Raw genomic sequence first — 21,424 nt, forward strand, 5'->3', positions numbered from 1 at the left:
TTGTACACTAGAATAGTTTCCTTGGCTCCATAAATTCAGAGATCGCTAGCTTGACCAGAACACGAGTGAGCGGAGATCCCGTTCTCCACCAAGCTTTATTAACATCGTGCCGATGGTTGTCTCGGTTATGGGTTCGCCATTCCACAGCTCTACTTTGAGCTTGACTAGCTTCTGTCTACGGATAATGGATTGGAATACCGATTGGAGTATCGTTGCTTGCTGCTCCATCTGCGCCAAATCCTCGTCCTTCCCAGGTACGGTGAATACTCTCTTCCCATTGTTTTCGATCCAGAATAACCACTGTTCACGTTGAAGCACTAAGAAGTTCCCTGGCTTTCGGGCGTAAGAGGTCGATCTTGTATCTTTCGGCCAATCGATAAGCACACCATACGGATTGGCTGGATCTGCGGAAGAAAGCACTGTGGAAGTGGTCTCGGATAGCGTTGGAAGCGGCTGTCTCACAGAATCACTGAGTTCCCGAGTTGTGAACTGCAGGGTAGACATCCCCCGGATAAACGTTCCTCTCGTGAGAACACCCCATTGTTCCAGCCTCTTTAATACCGGATAAAAATCATCCCAGGAAAACGGAGCAGATTTAGCTACCAAATCCTTGTTAATTAACCCATATCCCTGTAGCAAATGATGCGTCCACACCAACAACGGTGATTGCTCCTCCGACGAGGCTTCCGGATTAGGTGAAGAAGCAGCTTCAACCTGCTGTAATGTACTCGTCGCATACCAACGCCCTAAACCTGAGCCTGTCTTTGCCCAATGGGCGTGTTTCGTACTGTTCTGAAGACGTAGAGGTGCAAATTGATCGTTAGAGACACGCCCTTCCCATACGAGGTCAAGCAAATCCACGAGTAGCTCTGATGGAGGCTTGTCTGCATCTCGGCTAAGGCGAGTGAGGAAGCTCGCTCCCCCTGTTTCTAATACATTCAACAGCTTCGGATGCTTGGTGGGGTGATGGGCTGCCTGATCTAGGAAAGGCGTGTATAAAGACTTCGAGCTCGTCAGGAAGAACGCAATCTTCCCCTCCTTGTCCCCCTCCTCCTTACGACCGATCCATAACACTTCGCCGGAAGCACATAGTAAATCAAGATGCTCCTTACGATAGGACATCAGTCGAGTAGGAAAAATAATCGTCTCCCAATGAGACAAGGGTAGAAATAGTCCCTGCAAACGTTCTACGATCGTGAGCAGCCCTTCGCTACCTTGCTGTTGTGTCCCCTGTAAGGCATGCTGCAGCAAGGCGATTTGACTACACCATCTAGCCGCCTCGGCAGGCTCAGCCTTACTTCTCGCATGACGGATCGACAAACGCACGAGGCGTGAAGCAACCTTCGTACTCGTCCATATCCGCTCATCGTCATCAGCGGCATGAGGTGCCCTTTCAATTACTCCATTGTCTATGAGCTGTTCGACTGCATGACTCGCCATCTTAAGCGTCATTGCAGGGTATCTTTCACATAGCTCAGCTTCCGTAAATGAAATGACGTGATCCACATACCTGCCTAGCACAAAAGTAATGGAAGTCGCACGAGAGGGGAATTCAGCATAAACCTCTCTTTCATCTGCTGAAATCCACCGAAATTCACCGTCACCAGTCAAATCGATAGGTACCACATTACCTTGTTCATGGAGCAACTGAAGCCATGTCAACGCAGCCTCACCTGCAAGCTTAGAAATTTCCCTCGATGTTAGATCCCCTCGGCTCTTGAGAAGCTTCGCAAGCCCATCCACATTTGCAGGTGGATGCTCAAGCACGTTCATTCCTCGACTTTCCTCCTCGATAACCTCACGGCTGATCGCATCGGTGAATGCGTTCGAATCGAACAATTGTCCTGCTAGCTCCTTGCTTACATTAAGCAATTGAAGCCGTGTAGTCTCATCTAAACCGTCGCCTTCATACACTTGCATGTTCACATATTCTGCAATAAATTGTGCCGCCAATGGAGAGGGGAACGGTGTTTCCCTGACAACGACTGCAATTTGGCCCGCCACGAGCTGTTCTAGCAGAAGCTTCAGATCGTCGTAGGCTAAGTAGTTATGAATACACTCTGACATCGCTTCTCTCAAATAAGGAAAATGCTCCGCATACGGTAGCGCTCCTTTAATCAGCTCCTCACTCCGAAGCCGTTTCTGCCATAATGGAGTTCGCGTGAAGCTACGAGATAATAAGAGTGATGTCTCTGCGATTTTTCGAAACGCAATTCCGAGTAAAGGAGATCCAGTTATAGCTTCGGTAAGTAAGGTGTTGAGATTGGCTGGTGTGACTTGATTAATGATCTGGAGCCAGGAAGCATCCCATTCAGGCAGCACGAATTCTATACCGTTATCCTTCGCATTCCCATAAGGTCTGTAGGGAAGAAGCTGTTCGAACTGTCGACCGATCGCGAGCAACCAGGCACGGTTTACGTCCCGTCCCCATTGATTATGGATGATGACATGAGTCTTATTCATGACATCGCGGTAATGCTCTATAACAATTCTCTTATCTGTCGGCAATGCGCAAGCATGGTGCTGTGATCTAACAAGAGTGATTAGCTCATTCGCTGAAGTCCTGTCCATTCCATTGTTTTGTTGAAGCCATTCATTAACTAGATCATTCGTTTCCGCTTCATTTTCGCTATTCACATGATCATCTCTAAGGCCAAGACGTTCCGATAAATCCCGCATGAACGAACCCATCTTGACTCCTAATTCGTAAGATCTGCTTCCAGCTTCGTTTCTCCAGAAAGGAACCTCACTGAAACGATTGCCTGCTTCAGACACGTACACTCGATCATTACGAATATCTCGAATCATCCAAGAGCTAGTTCCTAACTGAAAGACGTCTCCAACACGACTTTCTTGGATGAATTCCTCATCCAGCTCGCCTAGATGTGCCCGACTATCTAGATGATGCACCGGATAATTACCACTTTGCGGAATTGTCCCTACCCCTGTAATAGAAGCCATCGCAGTATTACTTCTCTTCGTCAGCTTATTTGTAGAATGGTTCCATTCCAGTAATGGCCTCACGAAGGGATAATAACCGGAGAGCACTTGAAGCACACTCTCCAGTTGTTCTCTCCCATAGCTCCGATAACTATCGCTATGTAGGATCAACTGATGAAGGTCGTCCACTTCCCAGTCATCCATTGCTACCATCGAAACGATTTGCTGGGAGAGTACATCCATCGGGCCATAAGGAATACGAATCTCCTCAATCTCACGGTTAGCGATTTGCTTACTTAATACCGCAAGCTCCGGTAGGGCAGCTTTATTCCGCGCTAACAAAATGCCACGGCTTGCCTCTCCAACCGCATGCCCTGCACGACCGATTCGCTGAATTCCGCGAGCCGCCTCCTGTGGGGAATCTACTTGGATAACTAGATCAATATGGCCAACGTCGATGCCAAGCTCCAACGAGGAAGTCGCAACAATACAGCGCAACGTGCCCTCTTTTAGCATCTGCTCGACTTCCAGACGACGCTCTCGCGAGATGCTACCATGATGAGATCTGGCCATCTCGTAACCGACATGATCGTTAATCCGTAGACACAATCGTTCACATAGACGACGGCTATTCACGAAGAGCAGAACCGAGTGACAGCCCTCCATCGCTTGCATGATCCGATCTAATAGGGGTAACCAAACAGCCTCCCGCGAAGCGGCAGGCTTGCTCTGGTCTGGCATTGTAACGAGCACGCTCATTCTCTTAGTCATCTTGCTTTCGATAATTGTTACTGATCTCGGCTGCATTTGCTGCATATCGGCATGAGAATCACTTTTAGGCTCCCACCCCGCAAGAAACCGAGCCACCTTATCTAGTGGCTTCTGAGTAGCCGAGACACCGATTCGCTGCACTGGAGTCTTACAGTGGTGAGTTAATCTCTCCAGCGTTAGTGATAGATGTGAACCTCTCTTATCCGCAGCAAGATCATGAATTTCATCGATGATCACTTGCTCTACCGTTTCTAGAATCGCACGTCCTTTGGCAGAGGTAAGCAACAAGAATAGGGATTCCGGTGTTGTGATCAACAAATCAGGAGGATTACGCAGCATAGATGCTCGCTTACTCTGACTTGTATCCCCCGTCCTTATCTCACAGCGAATACCCGGCCAATTAGCACCAAGTGCTGTGGCTTGTTTGTCTAATTGCTCAACAAACTGTAAGGCATGATGATGGATATCGTTATTCAATGATTTAAGCGGAGTAATGTATACAATTCGTACACCAGCTGCTGTCGATTGAGAACGAGTGCGAATAAGCTTATCCAAACATGGCAGCAATGCGGCAAGGGTTTTACCTGAGCCTGTAGGAGCCGCAATTAAGGTGTGCTGATCTTCTCCGATCGATTGCCAGGATTGACTCTGAACGTCAGTCGGCTGCCCGAAGGCTTGTGAGAACCAAGAAGAAATAACAGGATGAAAAGAGACTAGCCTATTCAAATCCGTCACAAGGTCGGCTCCTACTCTTATAAATTTTGAACATTGTATAGTCGAGCATACGAACCGTCTAGCTTCATTAAATTGTCATGAGTTCCTCGTTCCACAATATTCCCGTGCTCGATAACAATGATTTGATCTGCATGTGTGATTGTAGAAAGCCGATGAGCGACAACGAGTGTTGTCCGATTATTCGTTAGTGCCTGCAGCGACTCCTGAATCAGATGCTCAGACTCTAAGTCAAGCGCTGAGGTTGCTTCATCAAGCACTAATATTGCTGGATCTTTAAGGAAAACCCGCGCAATCGCAATTCTCTGCTTCTGGCCACCAGACAGCTTAACGCCACGTTCACCTATTTCTGTGTTGTAACCATCTGGTAAGCTCATGATAAAGTCATGTGCATTCGCCCGTTTGGCAGCTTCGAACATTAGAAGCTCTGATCCCTGCGGATTGCCTAGCATTATATTCTCTCGTACGCTTCCACTAAACAAGATATTATCTTGAAGCACCATCCCAATTTGCGAACGTAGACTGATCTGAGTTACCTTGGAAATGTCTTGCCCATCAATCGTTATAATCCCTTGCTGTATATCATAAAACCTTGGAAGCAAACTAATTAGCGACGACTTCCCGCCTCCACTCATGCCTACAAAAGCTACTGTCTGTCCTCGCTCAATAGTCAAATTGATATTTTTCAGAACATCATCACTTTCATCCCGATATCTAAAGCTGACATTTTGAAATTCAATTTTCCCTGCTATTTTCTGAAGTGGCTTCGCGCCTGCTTCGTCTTCAATTTCTTCAGGCTCGTTCATAAGCTCCATGACTCTCTCTAAGGAAGCAGAAGCTTGTGTCAATTCTGTTGAAGCATTAACTAGTCTTCGTAGGGGCATATATAATCGATCCAGATACCCATAGAATGCCACAAATCCCCCTATTGTTAAACCTTCCGTTATGACAAGGTAACCACCATATAACAAAATAAGCAAAGGTGCTATTTCCGTAAGGGTGTTAATGATCGCATTCGTTAAGGCATTCCACTTCGTCAAGGCAATGGCCCGATCGAGGAATTTTCCATTCTTAATCCCAAATTGCTTCTGCTCATGCTGCTCAAGGGTAAAGCTCTTAACGACCGGTATCCCAACGACATGCTCGTTCAAATAGCCTTGCATATCCGCAAGTGCTGCTGAACGAGATTTGGCATAAGAACGCAATCTCTTAAATAGCTTAGTTACCGCAATTCCATAGAAAGGTAAAATAACGATGGCACACAAAGTTAAGGTCACATTCATACTAAACATGATTCCAAGCGCGATCGTCAACGTAAACAAATCCAGCCAGACGTTCATCATGCCCGTCTCGACGATGGATTTGGTTCTTTCCGCATCGTTAATCATTCGTGAAATAATTTCACCAGATTTGCGTTCCTGATAGAACCGTAGAGACATTCTTTGCAAATGACCATACAGTTGATTACGAAGATCAAATAGAATTCGACTTGTGGTTAGTTGGGCAAAATATTGCCGGAAGTACTCTATGGGATAACGAATCACTACAAATAATACAAAGGAGATTCCGATGAGCTCAAGCAAACGAGAGATCTTATCGTCCTGGGATAATTCGGCAAGTAAAATATCGTCTACAGCATATTGCAATAACAAGGGAACAGCGAGCGGGATGGCGAACTTCAACATCCCGATGATAAGCGTTAGCGCCACAAGCCCCCGATAAGGTTTAACAAACCTAAAATACATTCGAAAATCTTTCATTAACACGGTTCCCCTTTATCATATAAAAACCGGAAGTGCCTCAAGTAAGGCACTGTCCGGTCCACGGATAAGATTTATAGTTTTTTCTCAAACTTATTGAAATCACCATGTGAATTTGATGCTTTCCCAATGTGCTCATAGCCTAGTCCACTGTAGAACTCATTAAGTACTTCATTATGGGCGAGACAATCGAGTCGGATTACTCCTTTGTCCAGCTGAGATGCCCCTGTGTCTTCTATCCACTTCATCATATGCTTTCCGTAGCCTTTACCGGCAAATTTGCGATTAATAGCTAAACGATGGACATAAATCGCTTGATCGTCGTTCGCTCTCTCGCCCCACAAATCGTGATCCCAAGAGTTAGGCTTCTGTAATAAAATGACCATACCCACAGTTTGTTCCTCTTGGTTAAAGAGATAGACTTCTCCACGATTAATCGCTTCAGGCGTATTATGTGAATCTTCACCTCTAAGCAGATGACTCCATTGGCTCGAACCCTTTCTGAGCAGCCATTCCGCTGTGTTGACGAGAAGACGCATAATCTCCTGCGTATCTTCCGGTTCTGCACGGTTAACGCTAGTAAAAATAGACATCGTGTTCCTCCTATTCCACGTCGAAAGTAAAATACTTGTTCGGATACGGTTCTTTATTCAGTGTATAGTGCCACCACTCTTTATTATAGAACTTAAACCCTTGTTTCACCATGGCATTTTTAAGAAGATTACGATTAGCAGTTTGCTTTGCTGTAATGAGCTTCGTTCCATGGCTGGATATGGCTCCGAAAAAATCATACGGACTGCCCATATCCACAATCTTTCCTGTTTTCTTCTCAACAAGGGTCAGATCTACAGTGCTCCCACGGGAATGTCCAGATTTCGAAGCGACATACCCGAGCTTAAACACTTTAGTTTTGTCCACCTCAGGATAGAACTCCTCTTTCATTTTCGTATCCTTTGCATCCTTGGACCAGCGGATAAAATGATCAACTGCCTTCTGTGGACGATAAGCATCATAGATAAGTAGCACATAGCCCTTGCTGTCAAGCTCCTTGTTGACAGCCTTCAGAGCTTTAGCCGCCTGACTCGTGAGAATAGCTACCGGTTCCTTATAGCCATCAATCCTCTCACCGACAAAGTTGTACTCTCCATAATAGCGGATTTCGAATTTTGCATCAGGAATGATGTCTTCCACGTAAACGAAGCCTTTAGGCAGCATTTTTTTCTTCGTGACGGCCTCGACTTCATTTCCCTTATCCTTCTCAACAGCTACCCTTTTAATGAATGAGATCGACTCAGGCTTCATTTCAGGGCTGGCTGATTGTCCCCTAGCTTGCTCTCCCGAGGTACACGAAGCCAGAGGAAGTAGGAGGAAGGATATAATGACTAACAATGAAATAGAGCTTAAGTTCCTCCTAATGTTCATCGAGTAATTCCCTCTCTTCTCCACCCAAAAAGTGATAAATAAGTTATAATAGTTTTATTTTCATGTCAGGAGGAAGATTGAGTTGTCAGCAACACCACGAATCGATTGTACCAAATGTCGTCATTACTATGTAACCTGGGATCCAAAGTTCCCTAAAGGCTGCAGATCTTTTGGCTTTAAGACCCACGTCATGCCCAGTATTAACGTACTCTCGTCATCCGGCAAGCCTTGCATGAGCTTTGAGCCTAAAGAAATGAAATAAACAAAAAGTCATTTAATTATATTTCTTCCCAACCTTAGTGCTATTGTTCAACAAATACTCAAAGTCATTCTCCTTAAGCTTCTGCTCCGCATTTCTTGCGGCCTCCGCTTCTTTCTTAATATTCTCCTGCCGAGTATTCTCCTCCTGTTTCAACGTCTCCGCCTGTAGCTTCAGCTTGGCTAACGTTCCCGCACCTAATAAATCCTTGAGCGTCACAGGCTTATCCCCTTGATCCTTTGTCGTCGGGGAACCGTTCCTCTGTTGTTGTTTCTTCTTGTTGTTTGCCATAGTAACTTAATGGCCTCCTTATCGCATGTTCAGCGAATATTTGTGTTTATGCCGTAGGATTGTTGAGTTCTTCAACGACTTCCTTGAAGCGATCCGGATAGTCGGTATGCACCCCATCGACACCCCATTTTAACGCTTTATCCATATTGACTTGATAATTAACGGTGTAGGGATACATAAGTAGTCCCGCGTTTTTGACCTTGTGTACGTAATTCTCATTTATTCTTAAGAAATTCGCACCAATTCCAGTTGCATAGGAACTAATTCGGGTTAGAGTAGCGTCGGATATGTAGGCAGGACCGTTATACCATAACAATTGAAATAAGGGAACATCTTTGTTCCATCCTCGTATTTTCATCAAGCTTTCCTTGCTGAACGATTGCACTGCAACATAGTCGACTAGGTCATATTCTTCGACTAAAGCCCACATCTTTTCCTCTAAACCCGGATTCACATCCGGAGATTTTGTCTCCAGCATGTATCTGGTATCTTTACCAAACTCCTCGAATACTTCGCGTAGAGTGGGTACCGTCTCGTTCGCATATTCTTCTCTTGCGTAGATTTGATACTCTTGATTAAACCTAGATCCCGCATCCAAAACTTTAATTTCGTCTAACGTCATATTCTTAACCCGTCCAGAACCATTCGTTGTGCGGTTAACCGTCTCATCATGCATCACGATGAGCTCACCGTCCTTAGTCTCTTGCAAGTCAATTTCAATATAATCGGCCTGCATCCTAACCCCCAACCGATAAGCGGACAGCGTGCTTTCTGGAGCATAACCGGAAGCGCCACGATGAGCAATTACGGCCACTTTCGTTTCATTGGAGAACATGCTTCTAAAGTGAACGTTGGCATCCGTATACCAGAAAATAAATACGGTCAAAGTGAGGAGCAGAAACATATGCATCATGTAGAAATACCATCTTGGAATTAATATCTTTTTAAGCATTGTCTTCAATATTACGCCTCCTGATGCATGACCCAAGCATCTAACGCTCATGGTGTCGTGGCTTATAATAATACCACTTTTACGTTAGTTTCTCACTCCTGGAAATAATTAAAACGTGGTCACCCTCAAAGTAGATGAGGTTGACCACGTTGCTTTGAAAACAACATCATATTAGCTGCTTTGTTTTTCTAGCTGTGTAGACTTAATCGTCTCCGAATGAGGCTTCACTTTCTTAATGAAGAAAGCAAGCACTAACGCGGCTACAGTCATCCATGTTGCGATAACGAAGGCATGATTGATTCCATAAATCGTACCTTGCTGAGTAATTTCCAACATACCAGCCTTATCACTTTCTGCAACTTTCCCTTGGATCGCAAGTTCCTTCACCCGACTAGCTGCAGTGTTTGTCATAATCGTGACAAGGAATGCCGTTCCAAGCGCCCCCGCGACATTACGCAAGGTTTGGGACATTGCAGAACCATGTGCATTTAAGCGTTGCGGCAATTGATTCATACCCGCCGTCTGAATCGGCATCATAAGCATGGACATTCCGAACATCCGGAAAGTGTACATCCACACCATATGGGTGTAGGTCGTATCGATCGTTAATTTGCTAAACTCAAAGGTCGTAATAACAGTAATGATTAACCCGATCACTGCGAGCCAACGAGCGCCCACTTTATCGAAAATAATCCCTGTGATCGGTGACATGATACCCATAATAATTGCCCCTGGTAATAAGAGTAATCCGGCATCTAAAGGGGTAAATCCGCGAATGTTCTGAAGATATATCGGCAGCAAAATCATACCGGAGTACATGGACATCGTAATAATCATATTAATGGCTGTCGTCAAAGAGAACATATTGTACTTAAATACACGGAACTCCAGGATCGGCTTGTCTGACTTGAGTTGCCGAATAAAGAACAGAACTAGTGCAACTACACCAACGATGAGACAGGTAACAACAATCGTACTATCCCAACCATCGCGACCCGCATCACTGAAGCCGTAAAGTAAGCCACCGAATCCGAGCGTTGATAGAATAACGCCAAGCGAATCCAATTTAGGGTTAGAAGTTTTGGTTACATTTCTCATCGATACAATTCCGAAGATCAAAGCAAACACGGAGAGTGGCAATATAATGTAAAACAATACTCTCCAATCATAATGCTCTACGACCCAGCCAGACAACGTTGGACCTACTGCAGGAGCGAAGATCATGGCTAGTCCCATCATCCCCATCGCCTTGCCACGTTCTTTGATCGGGAAGATCGTTAGGAAGATTACAGTCATTAAGGGCATCAAAATCCCAGCGCCAGCGGCTTGGATGAGACGACCGGTTAGCACTAACTCGAAATTTGGAGCAACTGCACATAATATCGTACCTGCCGTAAACAAACTCATGGCTGTCGTAAACAACTGCCTCGTTGAGAACCGCTCGATTAAATAAGCGCTAACAGGAATAAGCACACCGTTTACTAGAAGATAACCTGTGGCAAGCCATTGGATGGTATTTGCACCAATACCTAGGTCTTCCATCATTTTAGGCATTGCAACGTTCAATAAGGTTTGGGCTAGTATCGCTACGAATGCGCCTATAAGGAGAGCGGCGACAATCGGCCCTCTTTTCAATGTGGAGCTTGTATTACTCATCAATCTCTTCCTCTCTCTGTCTCTGGATGTTGTTTACAATTTCCTTTTGAATTCTGATCAGATGCTGTTCATCCTCCTCAGATAAATGCAGTAAGGATATGGCGAGCTGTGAGAATCGCATTTCTCTTGTCTGCTGCACGAGAGCTATCCCTTCATGCGTAAGAGTCAAGCTAATGGAGCGACGATTGGTCGCTGGACGTTCACGTCTCAACCAGCCCGCTTTGACCATTCTTTCCACGATGCCACTTGTTGTGCTTGTTACGGAATATATTTTTTCGGACAATTCATTTAATCCGATCCCTGGAGTTTCCGCCACGACGATCAGAACATAATACTGTATGGGTGTAATCCCTGTCCGTTGAGTTGCATGCAGCATAGAGTGGTTCAAAGCCTGATTAACTTCACGGAATGAAGTGAATATATTTTGAATTCTCTGTTGATCCTTCATAGGATCTCCTACTCTCCTTTCCGATTATTATTCGCAACAGAATATTTCGCATACGAATTAAAATACTCTTTTTTAATAACTATGTCAATGTTTACATATGCCAATTTCGACATAAGGTTTCTTGGTTGCTGTTGATGCAATCAACGGCCACATTATTTCGCTTGTGCTATAATATGGAATAAGATTAAGCCCCTACATCCCTACGGAGGATTACGATGATCAACGAGTCCTATACGACGGAAGAAATCGCGAAATTACTTAAAATATCAAAACTAACCGTATATGACTTGCTTAAAAAGGGCGAGCTTGCTTCCTATCGAGTAGGAAAACAGATGCGGGTAGATGCAAGCGATCTTAAAGCGTTTAAGCTCCGTGCTAAAGGTGTAGTTGGCGCCGACATTTTACAAGACGCCGCGTCATCTTCGATACAGAACGATCTTACAAGGAAAACCTCCTCCCCCGCTCCTATAGGTGATAGACAGCTCGTCATTACCGGACAAGACGTTAGTCTTGACATCCTTTCCAGACATATCGAGAAACAGGCAGCAGGCACTCGTTCTCTACGGTCCTTCACTAGCAGTATGGACAGTCTAGTCTCCATGTATCGTGGGGAGTCGGATATCGTGAGTGTCCACCTACTTGATGGCGATACCTGCGAGTATAACATTCCCTATATTCGTAAACTCTTCGTTAGCCAATCCTATATCGTTGTACATCTCTTGGCGCGTTCTGCCGGACTTTATGTACAGAAGGGTAATCCCAAAAATATTATGGGGTGGGACGATCTCCTTCAACCGGGAATTACAATCGTTAACCGGGAAAAAGGTTCGGGAGCTCGCACATTGCTTGATGAACAGCTTCGTATTCGTAAGCACCGGTCTTCCGAGCTTCTCGGCTATGAGCACGAAGAAAGCAATCATCTCGCAGTTGCCGGTCGAGTGGCAGCCAACGAAGTAGATGTAGGTGTTGGCATTGAAAAAGCGGCGCAGCTCGTTGGAAATATGGATTATATCCCCCTCATTCAGGAGCAATATGATCTCGTCATGCTCAAGCTTCCCGATAATTTACATTGGATTCAATCTGTCATACAGACCGTTCAATCAGATGCATATAAAAATGAGCTTAAGATGATTCATGGATACGATCTGTCACGTACAGGACAAATCCTGTATGAGACTTAGAGGGACTTAGAGCAGCCTCTGTACTTAGCGATTAGTAGCTGAAAGAAGCCTTAGCTCCACGATTAAGTGGGGGCTAAGGCTTCTTTGATTAATCTGATCTCGTAAATCGGTTCGCTACAAGGAGCATTAAGAAAGCTAGCAAAGTCATGATACCGACCCATAACCATACGATTCTCATATTTCCACCATCGACCGCAATATAAATGGCTGTCGGAATCGTTTGGGTTCGTCCCGGAATATTACCGGCTACCATTAGAGTAGCTCCAAATTCACCAAGTGCGCGTGCAAAACCGAGGATGTATCCTGCTGTTAAAGTTTTTGCCGCAAGAGGCATTGTGATATATCGGAACACCTGCCACTCCGTCGCTCCTTGGGCTCTAGCGGAATCCTCTAGGTTACGATCTACTTCCTCGAAGCCGGCTCTCATCGTCCGATAGGCTAGAGGGAATGCAATAACGACGGCAGCGATTACCGCGACTCCCCAAGTAAACAATATGGGCCCGTTGAACAGCTTCTCGTACCATTCCCCAATTAAACTCCGACGACCTAGCGCAACGAGTAGAATAAATCCAACAACAGTCGGTGGTAAGACCAGCGGCAACAGAAGCAAAGTCTCAACCAAATTCTTGCCATAGAATTTCGCCTTAGCCATCCAGCGAGAGAATAAGACAGCTAGGACAAACACTAGCACGCTTGCAATGGCCGATACTTTAATCGAAAGAATGATAGGATCTAAGAAATCATGGCTGTTCAAACTTCAAGCACCCTCATTCCTCAATTATCATTTGGGTAATTCAAATCCAAACTTTACGAAAACAGCTTTTCCTTCAGTGGACTGTAAATACTCGTAGAAAGCATCCGCTTCTTTCTGATGCTTGGACTGCTTCAGTACAGCCGCTGGATATACGATAGGCTTATGAGCATATGGACTAATTTTCAAGGCAATTTTCACCTTATTGGAAGTTAGAGCATCCGTTCTATAGACGAAACCTGCTTCGACATTGCCTGTCTCCACATAGGTTAACACTTGACGCACATCTTTCGCGAAAATCAGTTTGTCTTGAAGCGTATCCCAAACCTTGCGGGCAGTTAATGTTTCTTTAGCATATTGTCCAGCGGGAACGGATTCAGGTTGGCCGATCGCGATCATCTTGATAGCTTTATCACTGAGCTGTTTAACGGAAGAAAATTTGGACTTGGAATCGTTAGGCACGATGAGTACGAGATCATTAAGAAGTAATGTCGTGCTCTTAGAAATCATTTTCCCGTCAATCAACGCATCCATTTGCTTCTTCCCTGCAGACAGGAATAAGTCAGCCGGAGCTCCCTGCTCGATTTGCTTCTGAAGTGTTCCTGAAGAACCTAGATTGAATTGCAGATCAATATCCGGATGTAGTTTCTCGTATTTCTTCTCGATTTCATCCAGGCTATCTTTCAGGCTAGCAGCAGCCGACACTAGCAGTTCTGTTTTAGAAGCTGCATAAGAGGGATTTGCAGGTAAGGAAAACGTGGCCACAACTAAGGCTACACTCAAACTCGCTAACAGGCTTTTTCTCAACATGATCATTTTCCTCCGAAATCAAGATAATGGACTGGATATATTATGGAGACTACCATAAGATTGCAAAAAACGAAATGGTTTTCGTTATGTTTAGTATGATTTGATGATAAATAGAGATATCCTAAACGAAAAATAGAAACAAAAAAGGATTGCCCTGTATCGACAATCCCAACTTAAAATCATATCTACGCGTTTACCTATTTTGTTACTTAGCAAACTCAATAAACTTTTCGATTACACGATCGATAAAACGAAGAGTCGAATCATCAACAAGTCGACTAGTCGTTTCGTCAAACTTCAAGCCTGCGGAGCTAATGTAAATCTCATTACCTGCTGGAGGTAGAAGCTTTGCTTGAATACCTGGACTTGCTAGAATTTCTCGAAGATGAAGCTGGGCACGAATCGTACCCATCATTCCAGGGGATACCCCCATCGTTAATACGGGTTTATCAATGAGTACCTTGTCCACTCGAGACAGCCAATCGATCGCGTTCTTAAGAACGCCTGGAACCGACCAGTTGTATTCCGGAGTAATGATGAACACGGCATCCGCAGCTTTAATCTTAACCAATAATTCTTTAACTGACTGTGGGGGGTTTAACTCGATATCTTGATCGAAAAACGGAAGAGATCGAATGTCCGTAATTTCTAGGTCTATTTTATTAATATAGCGTTCCTTCAATGTATGAGCTAATTGTAAGTTGTAGGAACCTTGTCTAAGACTTCCGATAATAACGGCGATTTTCAACATTCGATCACAACCCCTCTAGTATTATCCAATGAACATCTTATTCTATTTTAGCATCGAATCCCTAAAAAGAACAAATGCTAGTTGAAGTAGAATTGTTCGTTACTCCAGTTTCAGATGAACACCCTCTGGTAACAAGCTTTGAATATGCTCCCGCAGCTCTGAATCCGAATGAATTTCCGCACTTAAAATGACGATTATTCCGGAGTCTTCCCGGGTACGGATCAAGCGACCAATTCCCTGCTTAAGACGGAGCAGCATATAAGGCAAATCCACTTCCTCATAAGGAGAAGTTGCTTCCTGATGCTTAGCCATAAATACTGGATCCTGGGGAGGATACGGAAGTGAAAAGACGATAACGTTGGATAACGACGGACCAGGAACATCGAGTCCTTCCCATAACGTAACCGCGCATAGCACACTCCTCTCGTCACTCTGGAAGTCCGAGATCAGATGGCTAATTTCACGATCCCCTTCAAAGCCGAAGCTCATAGCCTCACATTCCGAGAAAGCAGGGATCGCATCTTTGAATTGCCGTAATAGTTCTTTTGATGGGAACAATATTAAGGCTCGTCCTTCTGTTCGCAGAAGCATCCTTACCGTTGCTTTCATTTTTTCCGCAAATGAAGCTTCATTCTCCCACTTAGGCACGACAACTTCCATCCGGTTCTCGTACTCATACGGAGAATTGACGCTGAAGGATAAATACTTCTCAATCCCTAAACTATAAGCCAAGTAATCGAATGAACCATTTATAGATAAGGTTGCGGATGAGAAAATAACAGGCATGTCCATCGCGAAAACTCGCTCACGTAGAACTTCCTTAACTGCTTTCGGCATAATGACTAAAGTGAGTCCTGTCGTGCTTTCCGTTACCCAGCAGATGAGCGAGCTAGAGCCTTGGAACAAGCTAAGTGCCTTCTGCATCATTTCCAGATGCTCTTCCACTATACGGAGCTGGTAGCTATCCAACGTATAAAGCTCACTTTCAAAAACGAGCTCCTCTTCAATGCCATCAATCACGCGACGTAATTGAGTTACCTTTTGGATAAGTGCATCGTTTAACGTAATCTGGCGGCGATCTGAACCCGGAATCGCTACGCTTTGGACTTCCAGCAGCTCAAACAAAGCTTCACTATGCTCAATAGCTTCATCGATATGCACAGCTAGCGTTTCCCGAATTTCATTTTTCAAAAGTCGAGTAATTAATTCTTCGAATATATTGTGTTTAATCCGATAGGTCAGAGCCTTCTGAGCCGCAGATTCTAAGAGATGTCCTTCATCGAATATGACTGTACAGTGATCTGGAAGTAAGGGAAGCTGCCCTTCCCTCTTACGTCCTTCATACGTCCATACATGCTCCATATAGAAGTCATGCGAACAAATGATCAAATCCGTCGACTGTCTATAATGCTCACGCGACAGTGTTTGCCCACAGCGGTGTCTCTGATCGCAGACGAAACAATCCTGGAATGGATCCCAATTAATTCGCTCCCATTGCTCGTCGTTCAAATGAGGATATTGCTTACGATCCCCGTATGCATAGAAAGATTGCATGCCTCCACTCTTATGGACGAATGAAGGCAAATCTTGATATAAGGAATTATACACGTCAACATCAACATGATCTGATCTCGCATTATCCAGCTTGGATAAACAGAGATAACGATCCTGAGACTTACCTAATCTCGCATCGATAATCAAGTTCAAATGCTGAGTGAGCTTCGCAAGATCCCCTTCTGGTTTAACCAGCTGCTCAATTAACGATTCATCTGCACAGGCTATGATCGCAGGCTTGCGATGATAACGAGCATAACAAATCGCGTATAGTAAATAAACTAACGTCTTTCCTGTTCCCACTCCCGCTTCCGCGAAAATCGTTTGCTTCTCAGCGAAAGCTCGTTCTAGCTGGAAAGCCATATAAATTTGCTCATCACGAACCTCAAAGCCCGCGTCAGGCAATATATCGTAAAATACATCTGCTACCCATTCCCCAACCTGTTGTAAAAACGGCTTGGAATGCTCATATTCAAAAGGATATCGACTCAATAAGATGCTGCCTCCACTATATGGTGTCGTGACATTATCACATGATCGTCCTATAAAAGCAAAGATACTGTGTGATCCGTATGCTATAATCAGCTGAGCACGACTGTCATACACTTTTAGACGGTACAAAAAAGATTCAAAATTGGGGGAAAATGAAGCATCATGGAGTGGAAACCAGACAAGTCTTCACAAATCCCGGTTTACATACAAATATCCGATTATTTCGAGACGAGGATCATGAACGGAGAATATCCGGCGGGCAGCTCGCTACCTTCAGAACGTACGCTTGCCGCTCTTCTTGACCTTAATCGAAGTACAATAATTTCAGCATATGATCAATTGAATTCATTAGGATTAGTCAAAAGGGTTAAGGGGTTTGGTACCATAGTGACCTTATCTACATCAGCAGAAGGTCATGTGAAGCGCGTTCCGAACTGGGAGGAATACGTAAAGAGTGGGTTCCTCCAGTTGAACGATCCCATAACACGTACAATTCACAAGATCGTAGGCTCGGATAAGCCTTACATCAACTTTGCGATTGGTGAGTTAAGCGCGGATCTGTTCCCTGTCACTCTCATGCAGGAGGCCCATAGCCAATTGGAGTTAAGTCAGTACTTGGGCTATGAACATATTCAAGGCAATCTTAAGCTACGGGAAAGCATAGCGAATCACTTGAATAGGTATCGGAATATCGAGTCTTCCTCTTCTTCTATACTGGTCACTTCTGGAGCACAGCAAGCTTTACAGCTCATTATTCAATGCTTGCTGAAGCCTGGCGACAGCGTAGCGATTGAAGATCCCTCGTACTCCTTTTCCTTACCTATTTTCCATTCCGCAGGGTTAAGAACTTTCCGCTTGCCTGTCGGGGAAGAGGGAATTGATCCCGAACAAATTGTTTCGCTATATAAGCAGCATAAAATCAAAATGGTTTTCGTTAATCCTATTTTTCACAATCCGACCGGAACGACACTTGCTTATAATAGAAGGAAAAGGTTGCTAGACATCTCAACAAAGTATGGGATTGCAATCGTGGAGGATGACCCTTACAGTCTGACCAGCTTTAATCAAGAACCGATGAGTACATTGAAGTCTATGGATCAGGATGGTTCCGTGCTCTATATTAGCTCATTGTCGAAGATCGTATCTTCAGGACTTCGTATTGGATGGATGACCGGACCCCAGGCTGTCATTCAGAGACTGACGGATGCGAAGCAGCAATTAGATTTTGGACATTCCAATATCCCGCAGTGGATCGCCGCTCAGCTACTCTCCTCGGGGGAATTAGACAACCACCTGATGCAATTAAGAGTTGGCCTACAAAAAAAACTGCAGCTCACGATGAATGCCCTCCGTACGGAATTGGGTGACAAGGTGCGTTTCCATATTCCATCCGGAGGAATCCACCTCTGGTGTGAATTGCAGGGTGATTGGGACGAGCTACAAATGTTCAATCTAGCCATCGATAAGGGCGTTGTGTTCACCCCAGGAAGTACGCTTGGTTCACAAAGTCGCCATGTGCGATTAACGTATAGCAAGGTTGATGACCTCTTGATCGGTCAAGGCATTCAAAGGTTTGCAGAAGCCTATCTTCAATGCAGGGATGAGAAAAATTCGCGCTAATTCACATTACCTTCTCATAATAACGATGAATACAATCAGTACAGCCACAATGACGACAAGGTATATATAAAGCAGTCGCCTTATTTTGCGTCCTTTATTGGCGGCATAGCTGCTATTATTCTCTTCCTTATTCCCAGCGGATAAACCTACTCTGATCGTCAATATTGCAGCAATCGCCATAATGATAAAGGTCACAATTAACATTATATTAGTGTCCATAAACCTGCACCATCCTTTGTGCTCAGTTTAACCGATTTGTTATTTGCTGAGACCATCCACTTTACAAAATTGTAGACCCTCCAGTTGGATGACTACAGGACCGTGAGCTTTGAGTGGGTGACATCGTGGATTTATTGATATAAAAAAGCATGCTAGGTCAGCCCCTTTCGGAGATGTCTAGCATGCATAATGAACTCTCATTAATCGGATCCATCCATTTCAAGCTGTACACGGTCAGAATACTAGGTGATTCCGCACGTGAGAATCATCAAAGCTCGCAATGTCCCCTTCAGCAACTACGGTACCTTTTTCGATAATATAGTAATAATCCGCAACGCTCTTCACGAACGCAATACTCTGCTCTACGAGCAGAATGGCTGTTCTTCCCTGTGTTTTGATCCCACGGATAACATCTTGGATATCCTGCACGATGGAAGGTTGAATCCCTTCAGTCGGTTCGTCAAGCAACAGTAGATCAGGTCTAGAAGCAAGTGCCCTTGCAAATGCGAGCTGCTGCTGTTGTCCTCCGCTCAAGTCCCCTCCCCTTCGTGCATACATCGTCTTAAGCACTGGGAACTTCTCAATCGCTTCCTTGGGCACTGTAATTCGTGATTGCCGACTCGCTTCAATACCAAGCAGCAAATTTTCCTCCACGGTCAACTGTCCGAAGATCTCCCGTCCTTGCGGCACATACCCTATGCCTAGCTTCGCACGCGCATAGGGTGGGAGCTTCTTCATGTCCGATCCATTATAGGTAATCGTCCCGCTTTTCACCTTGAGCAAGCCCATGATACTCTTGAGGAGCGTCGTCTTTCCGACACCATTTCGCCCCATCAAGCACACCACCTGCCCAGCTTGTACCCGAATTGAAATATTTCGCAAGATCACACTTTCGCCATACCCTGTTTCAAGCTGTTGGATTGACAACATGTTCATCCCGCCTTTGTCCGAGATACACTTCTGCGACTTGTGCATCCCCCTGCACTTCCTCCATATTCCCTTCCTTAAGCAGCTTGCCCTCATGCATCACAGTTACCTTGGAAGCATAGTTCCGAACAAACTCCATATCATGCTCCACGACAATTACTGTGCGTAGTTTGGTGATCTCCTTCAGCAGCTCCCCAGTCTTTACCGTCTCTTCATCAGTCATCCCCGCAACCGGTTCATCAAGCAGCAGAACGTGCGGTTCTTGCATCAGAATCATCCCGATCTCCAGCCACTGCTTCTCGCCATGTGACAATCCGCCTGCATTCGTATTCGCATAATCAGCTAGACCGACTAGCACTAGCTGCTCTTCAATTCGCTTCGCATCTACCGCAGTCATCTTCGCTCGCAAGGTTGAGAATACACCCCGCTTCTGGCTCATCGCCAGCTCCAAATTTTCCATAACTGATAATTGCGAGAAGATCGACGGGGCCTGGAATTTGCGACCGATTCCAAGCTCTGCAATCTGATACTCCTTCTTCCGACTAATGTCGTTATCCCCCCTATAGCGAATCTTGCCAGATGTCGCTCGTACTTTTCCACAAATCACATCAAGCATAGTCGTCTTTCCAGCCCCATTCGGGCCGATCAGAAATCGCAGCTCACCTTGTTCTAAGGTAAGATTCATTTGGTTAACCGCTTTGAACCCATCGAATGACACCGTTACATCTTCACAGGATAAAATCGGACTCTTCAAGCTCATCACGATTTAGCCTCCTCAATAAGGTTTTGTGTGGTCGTCACATTCGTTCTCCTCAGCTTATATCTCACCCATGCAATGATCTGTGGCAATGAACCAACAATTCCCTTTGGCATGAATACAACGACAACGACGAAAAGTGCACCCATGAAAAATAACCACATATCCGGAAACGCAGAGCTTAATCCACTCTTAGCCGCATTTACAGCAATTGCCCCAATGATCGCACCAATCAATGTCCCTCTTCCGCCCAATGCAACCCATAGCACAATCTCAATTGAGGGGACAATTCCCATAGATGTAGGAGAAATGATCCCTACATGAAGGACGAATAGCATCCCTGCAAGTCCTGCGATTCCTGCTGAAAGACTAAATACAAATAACTGGTATTTAACTGGATCATATCCGATAAATCGCGCCCGATTCTCCGCATCCCGAACAGCTGCTAATACTTTCCCCGTACGGCTGCGCACGAGATAGCGACATACTAGATAGACACCCACGAGCGCAGCGACTGTAACTAAATATAAGACAACCTTCGTAGAAGGTTCCTTCAGAGCAAATCCGAACAATGTTTTAAAGCCTGTAACGCCATTCGTTCCACCCGTGAACTTCTGTTGTCCAATGAACAGAGTCGTTGTAATAATAACGAGCGCCTGCGTTAATATCGTGAAATACACACCACGTATTCGATTTCGAAAAGTAAAATAGCCCAAGATCAAGGCAACAACCATCGGAACGATGATCCCAGCAGGAATGGCAAAAGCCGCATATTGGAACGGTTTCCAGAATGCTGGAAGCTGAGACAGACCGCTCCAATTCATGAAGTCCGGGAGCTTCCCCCCTGTACTCTCCAGCTTCAAATACATCGCCATGCAATAAGCCCCAAGCCCGAAGAACACCCCATGTCCTAAGCTCAAAATCCCCGTATAGCCCCAGATCAGATCCAATCCAATCGCAACAATCGCAAAAGCGAGAAATTTCGCCAATAGATTCAGATTGAAGTCAGATAGAAACAGCGGGGCACTCAAGAGGAGGATAACCGCTGCACTCGAACCAACGGAAAGCCATGCTTTCTTTTGCAAGGAAAGCGTCATTGATTTCAACATTCAGTTTGCTCTCCTTTCCATT

General features: G+C 45.0%; 18 protein-coding genes. 2 read left to right on the forward strand and 16 right to left on the reverse strand.

What is annotated here, in order from left to right:
* Positions 1–45: 45 nt before the first annotated feature.
* From M1K58_RS07570 to M1K58_RS07605, 8 genes are all read right to left on the reverse strand, one after another.
* Positions 46–4,446 carry a DEAD/DEAH box helicase gene (locus M1K58_RS07570; RefSeq protein ID WP_256758045.1) on the reverse strand — a complete coding sequence of 1,467 codons (4,401 nt, stop codon included), beginning with the start codon at positions 4,444–4,446 and terminating at the stop codon, positions 46–48.
* A 17-nt stretch (positions 4,447–4,463) separates the two neighbouring features.
* A complete protein-coding gene (locus M1K58_RS07575) occupies positions 4,464–6,203 on the reverse strand; it encodes an ABC transporter ATP-binding protein (RefSeq protein ID WP_256758046.1) in 1,740 nt (579 codons plus the stop codon).
* A 74-nt stretch (positions 6,204–6,277) separates the two neighbouring features.
* Positions 6,278–6,796, reverse strand: a complete 519-nt coding sequence (locus M1K58_RS07580; RefSeq protein ID WP_256758047.1) for a GNAT family N-acetyltransferase — start codon at positions 6,794–6,796, stop codon at positions 6,278–6,280.
* A gap of 10 nt (positions 6,797–6,806) precedes the next feature.
* Complete coding sequence (locus M1K58_RS07585; protein WP_256758048.1) at positions 6,807–7,625, reverse strand: M15 family metallopeptidase; 819 nt, start codon at positions 7,623–7,625, stop codon at positions 6,807–6,809.
* Between the two features lie 274 nt (positions 7,626–7,899).
* Positions 7,900–8,175 (reverse strand): YqkE family protein, encoded by a 276-nt coding sequence (locus M1K58_RS07590; RefSeq protein WP_256758049.1) that lies wholly within the window; start codon positions 8,173–8,175, stop codon positions 7,900–7,902.
* Between the two features lie 46 nt (positions 8,176–8,221).
* Complete coding sequence (locus M1K58_RS07595; RefSeq protein WP_256758280.1) at positions 8,222–9,127, reverse strand: glycerophosphodiester phosphodiesterase; 906 nt, start codon at positions 9,125–9,127, stop codon at positions 8,222–8,224.
* Between the two features lie 171 nt (positions 9,128–9,298).
* The gene (locus M1K58_RS07600; protein WP_256758050.1) at positions 9,299–10,783 is read right to left on the reverse strand and encodes a DHA2 family efflux MFS transporter permease subunit; all 1,485 of its coding nucleotides are present in this window, start codon (positions 10,781–10,783) and stop codon (positions 9,299–9,301) included.
* Positions 10,776–11,231: a MarR family winged helix-turn-helix transcriptional regulator gene (locus M1K58_RS07605; RefSeq protein ID WP_256758051.1), complete on the reverse strand. Its 456-nt coding sequence runs from the start codon at positions 11,229–11,231 to the stop codon at positions 10,776–10,778. Before M1K58_RS07605 ends, M1K58_RS07600 begins: the two co-directional genes overlap by 8 nt.
* Before the next feature lie 215 nt (positions 11,232–11,446).
* Here M1K58_RS07605 and M1K58_RS07610 point away from each other — a divergent pair, with 215 nt between their 5' ends.
* Positions 11,447–12,412 carry a helix-turn-helix transcriptional regulator gene (locus M1K58_RS07610; RefSeq protein WP_256758052.1) on the forward strand — a complete coding sequence of 322 codons (966 nt, stop codon included), beginning with the start codon at positions 11,447–11,449 and terminating at the stop codon, positions 12,410–12,412.
* A gap of 88 nt (positions 12,413–12,500) precedes the next feature.
* Here the strand turns inward: M1K58_RS07610 and modB are convergent, their stop codons facing one another.
* The 4 genes from modB to M1K58_RS07630 all read right to left on the reverse strand — a co-directional run bounded on the left by modB (position 12,501) and on the right by M1K58_RS07630 (position 16,770).
* Entirely contained in the window at positions 12,501–13,166 is a 666-nt protein-coding gene (modB, locus tag M1K58_RS07615; RefSeq protein ID WP_256758053.1) for a molybdate ABC transporter permease subunit, read from the reverse strand.
* Between the two features lie 27 nt (positions 13,167–13,193).
* Complete coding sequence (gene modA, locus M1K58_RS07620; RefSeq protein ID WP_372339117.1) at positions 13,194–13,979, reverse strand: molybdate ABC transporter substrate-binding protein; 786 nt, start codon at positions 13,977–13,979, stop codon at positions 13,194–13,196.
* Positions 13,980–14,178: 199 nt separating this feature from the next.
* The gene (locus M1K58_RS07625) at positions 14,179–14,724 is read right to left on the reverse strand and encodes an NADPH-dependent FMN reductase (RefSeq protein WP_306220187.1); all 546 of its coding nucleotides are present in this window, start codon (positions 14,722–14,724) and stop codon (positions 14,179–14,181) included.
* A gap of 99 nt (positions 14,725–14,823) precedes the next feature.
* Positions 14,824–16,770, reverse strand: coding sequence for an ATP-dependent DNA helicase (locus M1K58_RS07630; protein WP_256758055.1), 1,947 nt, complete (start codon positions 16,768–16,770; stop codon positions 14,824–14,826).
* 162 nt (positions 16,771–16,932) lie between these two features.
* Between M1K58_RS07630 and pdxR the strand changes: the two genes are divergently transcribed.
* Positions 16,933–18,390, forward strand: a complete 1,458-nt coding sequence (gene pdxR, locus M1K58_RS07635; protein WP_256758056.1) for a MocR-like pyridoxine biosynthesis transcription factor PdxR — start codon at positions 16,933–16,935, stop codon at positions 18,388–18,390.
* A 6-nt stretch (positions 18,391–18,396) separates the two neighbouring features.
* Here the strand turns inward: pdxR and M1K58_RS07640 are convergent, their stop codons facing one another.
* The 4 genes from M1K58_RS07640 to urtC all read right to left on the reverse strand — a co-directional run bounded on the left by M1K58_RS07640 (position 18,397) and on the right by urtC (position 21,402).
* A complete protein-coding gene (locus M1K58_RS07640) occupies positions 18,397–18,609 on the reverse strand; it encodes a hypothetical protein (RefSeq protein ID WP_256758057.1) in 213 nt (70 codons plus the stop codon).
* 234 nt (positions 18,610–18,843) lie between these two features.
* Entirely contained in the window at positions 18,844–19,539 is a 696-nt protein-coding gene (gene urtE / locus M1K58_RS07645) for an urea ABC transporter ATP-binding subunit UrtE (protein WP_256758058.1), read from the reverse strand.
* Complete coding sequence (urtD, locus tag M1K58_RS07650; RefSeq protein WP_256758282.1) at positions 19,517–20,296, reverse strand: urea ABC transporter ATP-binding protein UrtD; 780 nt, start codon at positions 20,294–20,296, stop codon at positions 19,517–19,519. Before urtD ends, urtE begins: the two co-directional genes overlap by 23 nt.
* On the reverse strand, positions 20,296–21,402 hold the full coding sequence (gene urtC, locus M1K58_RS07655) for an urea ABC transporter permease subunit UrtC (protein ID WP_372339119.1): 1,107 nt from the start codon (positions 21,400–21,402) through the stop codon (positions 20,296–20,298). The genes urtD and urtC overlap by 1 nt, the downstream gene beginning before the upstream one ends.
* Between the last annotated feature and the right edge of the window lie 22 nt (positions 21,403–21,424).

Source organism: Cohnella sp. WQ 127256, assembly GCF_024519285.1.
In the GTDB taxonomy this organism is placed as follows: Bacteria; Bacillota; Bacilli; order Paenibacillales; family Paenibacillaceae; genus Cohnella.

Excerpts from the sequence above, each read along its gene's own strand:
- M1K58_RS07575 (WP_256758046.1), bottom strand. The coding sequence starts at position 6,203 with ATGAAAGATTTTCGAATGTATTTTAGGTTTGTTAAACCTTATCGGGGG.
- M1K58_RS07595 (WP_256758280.1), bottom strand. The coding sequence starts at position 9,127 with ATGCTTAAAAAGATATTAATTCCAAGATGGTATTTCTACATGATGCAT.
- urtD (WP_256758282.1), bottom strand. The coding sequence starts at position 20,296 with ATGAGCTTGAAGAGTCCGATTTTATCCTGTGAAGATGTAACGGTGTCA.
- urtE (WP_256758058.1), bottom strand. The coding sequence starts at position 19,539 with ATGTTGTCAATCCAACAGCTTGAAACAGGGTATGGCGAAAGTGTGATC.
- M1K58_RS07605 (WP_256758051.1), bottom strand. The coding sequence starts at position 11,231 with ATGAAGGATCAACAGAGAATTCAAAATATATTCACTTCATTCCGTGAA.
- M1K58_RS07610 (WP_256758052.1), top strand. The coding sequence starts at position 11,447 with ATGATCAACGAGTCCTATACGACGGAAGAAATCGCGAAATTACTTAAA.
- pdxR (WP_256758056.1), top strand. The coding sequence starts at position 16,933 with ATGGAGTGGAAACCAGACAAGTCTTCACAAATCCCGGTTTACATACAA.
- M1K58_RS07580 (WP_256758047.1), bottom strand. The coding sequence starts at position 6,796 with ATGTCTATTTTTACTAGCGTTAACCGTGCAGAACCGGAAGATACGCAG.
- M1K58_RS07600 (WP_256758050.1), bottom strand. The coding sequence starts at position 10,783 with ATGAGTAATACAAGCTCCACATTGAAAAGAGGGCCGATTGTCGCCGCT.
- M1K58_RS07640 (WP_256758057.1), bottom strand. The coding sequence starts at position 18,609 with ATGGACACTAATATAATGTTAATTGTGACCTTTATCATTATGGCGATT.
- M1K58_RS07625 (WP_306220187.1), bottom strand. The coding sequence starts at position 14,724 with ATGTTGAAAATCGCCGTTATTATCGGAAGTCTTAGACAAGGTTCCTAC.
- M1K58_RS07590 (WP_256758049.1), bottom strand. The coding sequence starts at position 8,175 with ATGGCAAACAACAAGAAGAAACAACAACAGAGGAACGGTTCCCCGACG.
- urtC (WP_372339119.1), bottom strand. The coding sequence starts at position 21,402 with ATGTTGAAATCAATGACGCTTTCCTTGCAAAAGAAAGCATGGCTTTCC.
- modA (WP_372339117.1), bottom strand. The coding sequence starts at position 13,979 with ATGATCATGTTGAGAAAAAGCCTGTTAGCGAGTTTGAGTGTAGCCTTA.
- M1K58_RS07585 (WP_256758048.1), bottom strand. The coding sequence starts at position 7,625 with ATGAACATTAGGAGGAACTTAAGCTCTATTTCATTGTTAGTCATTATA.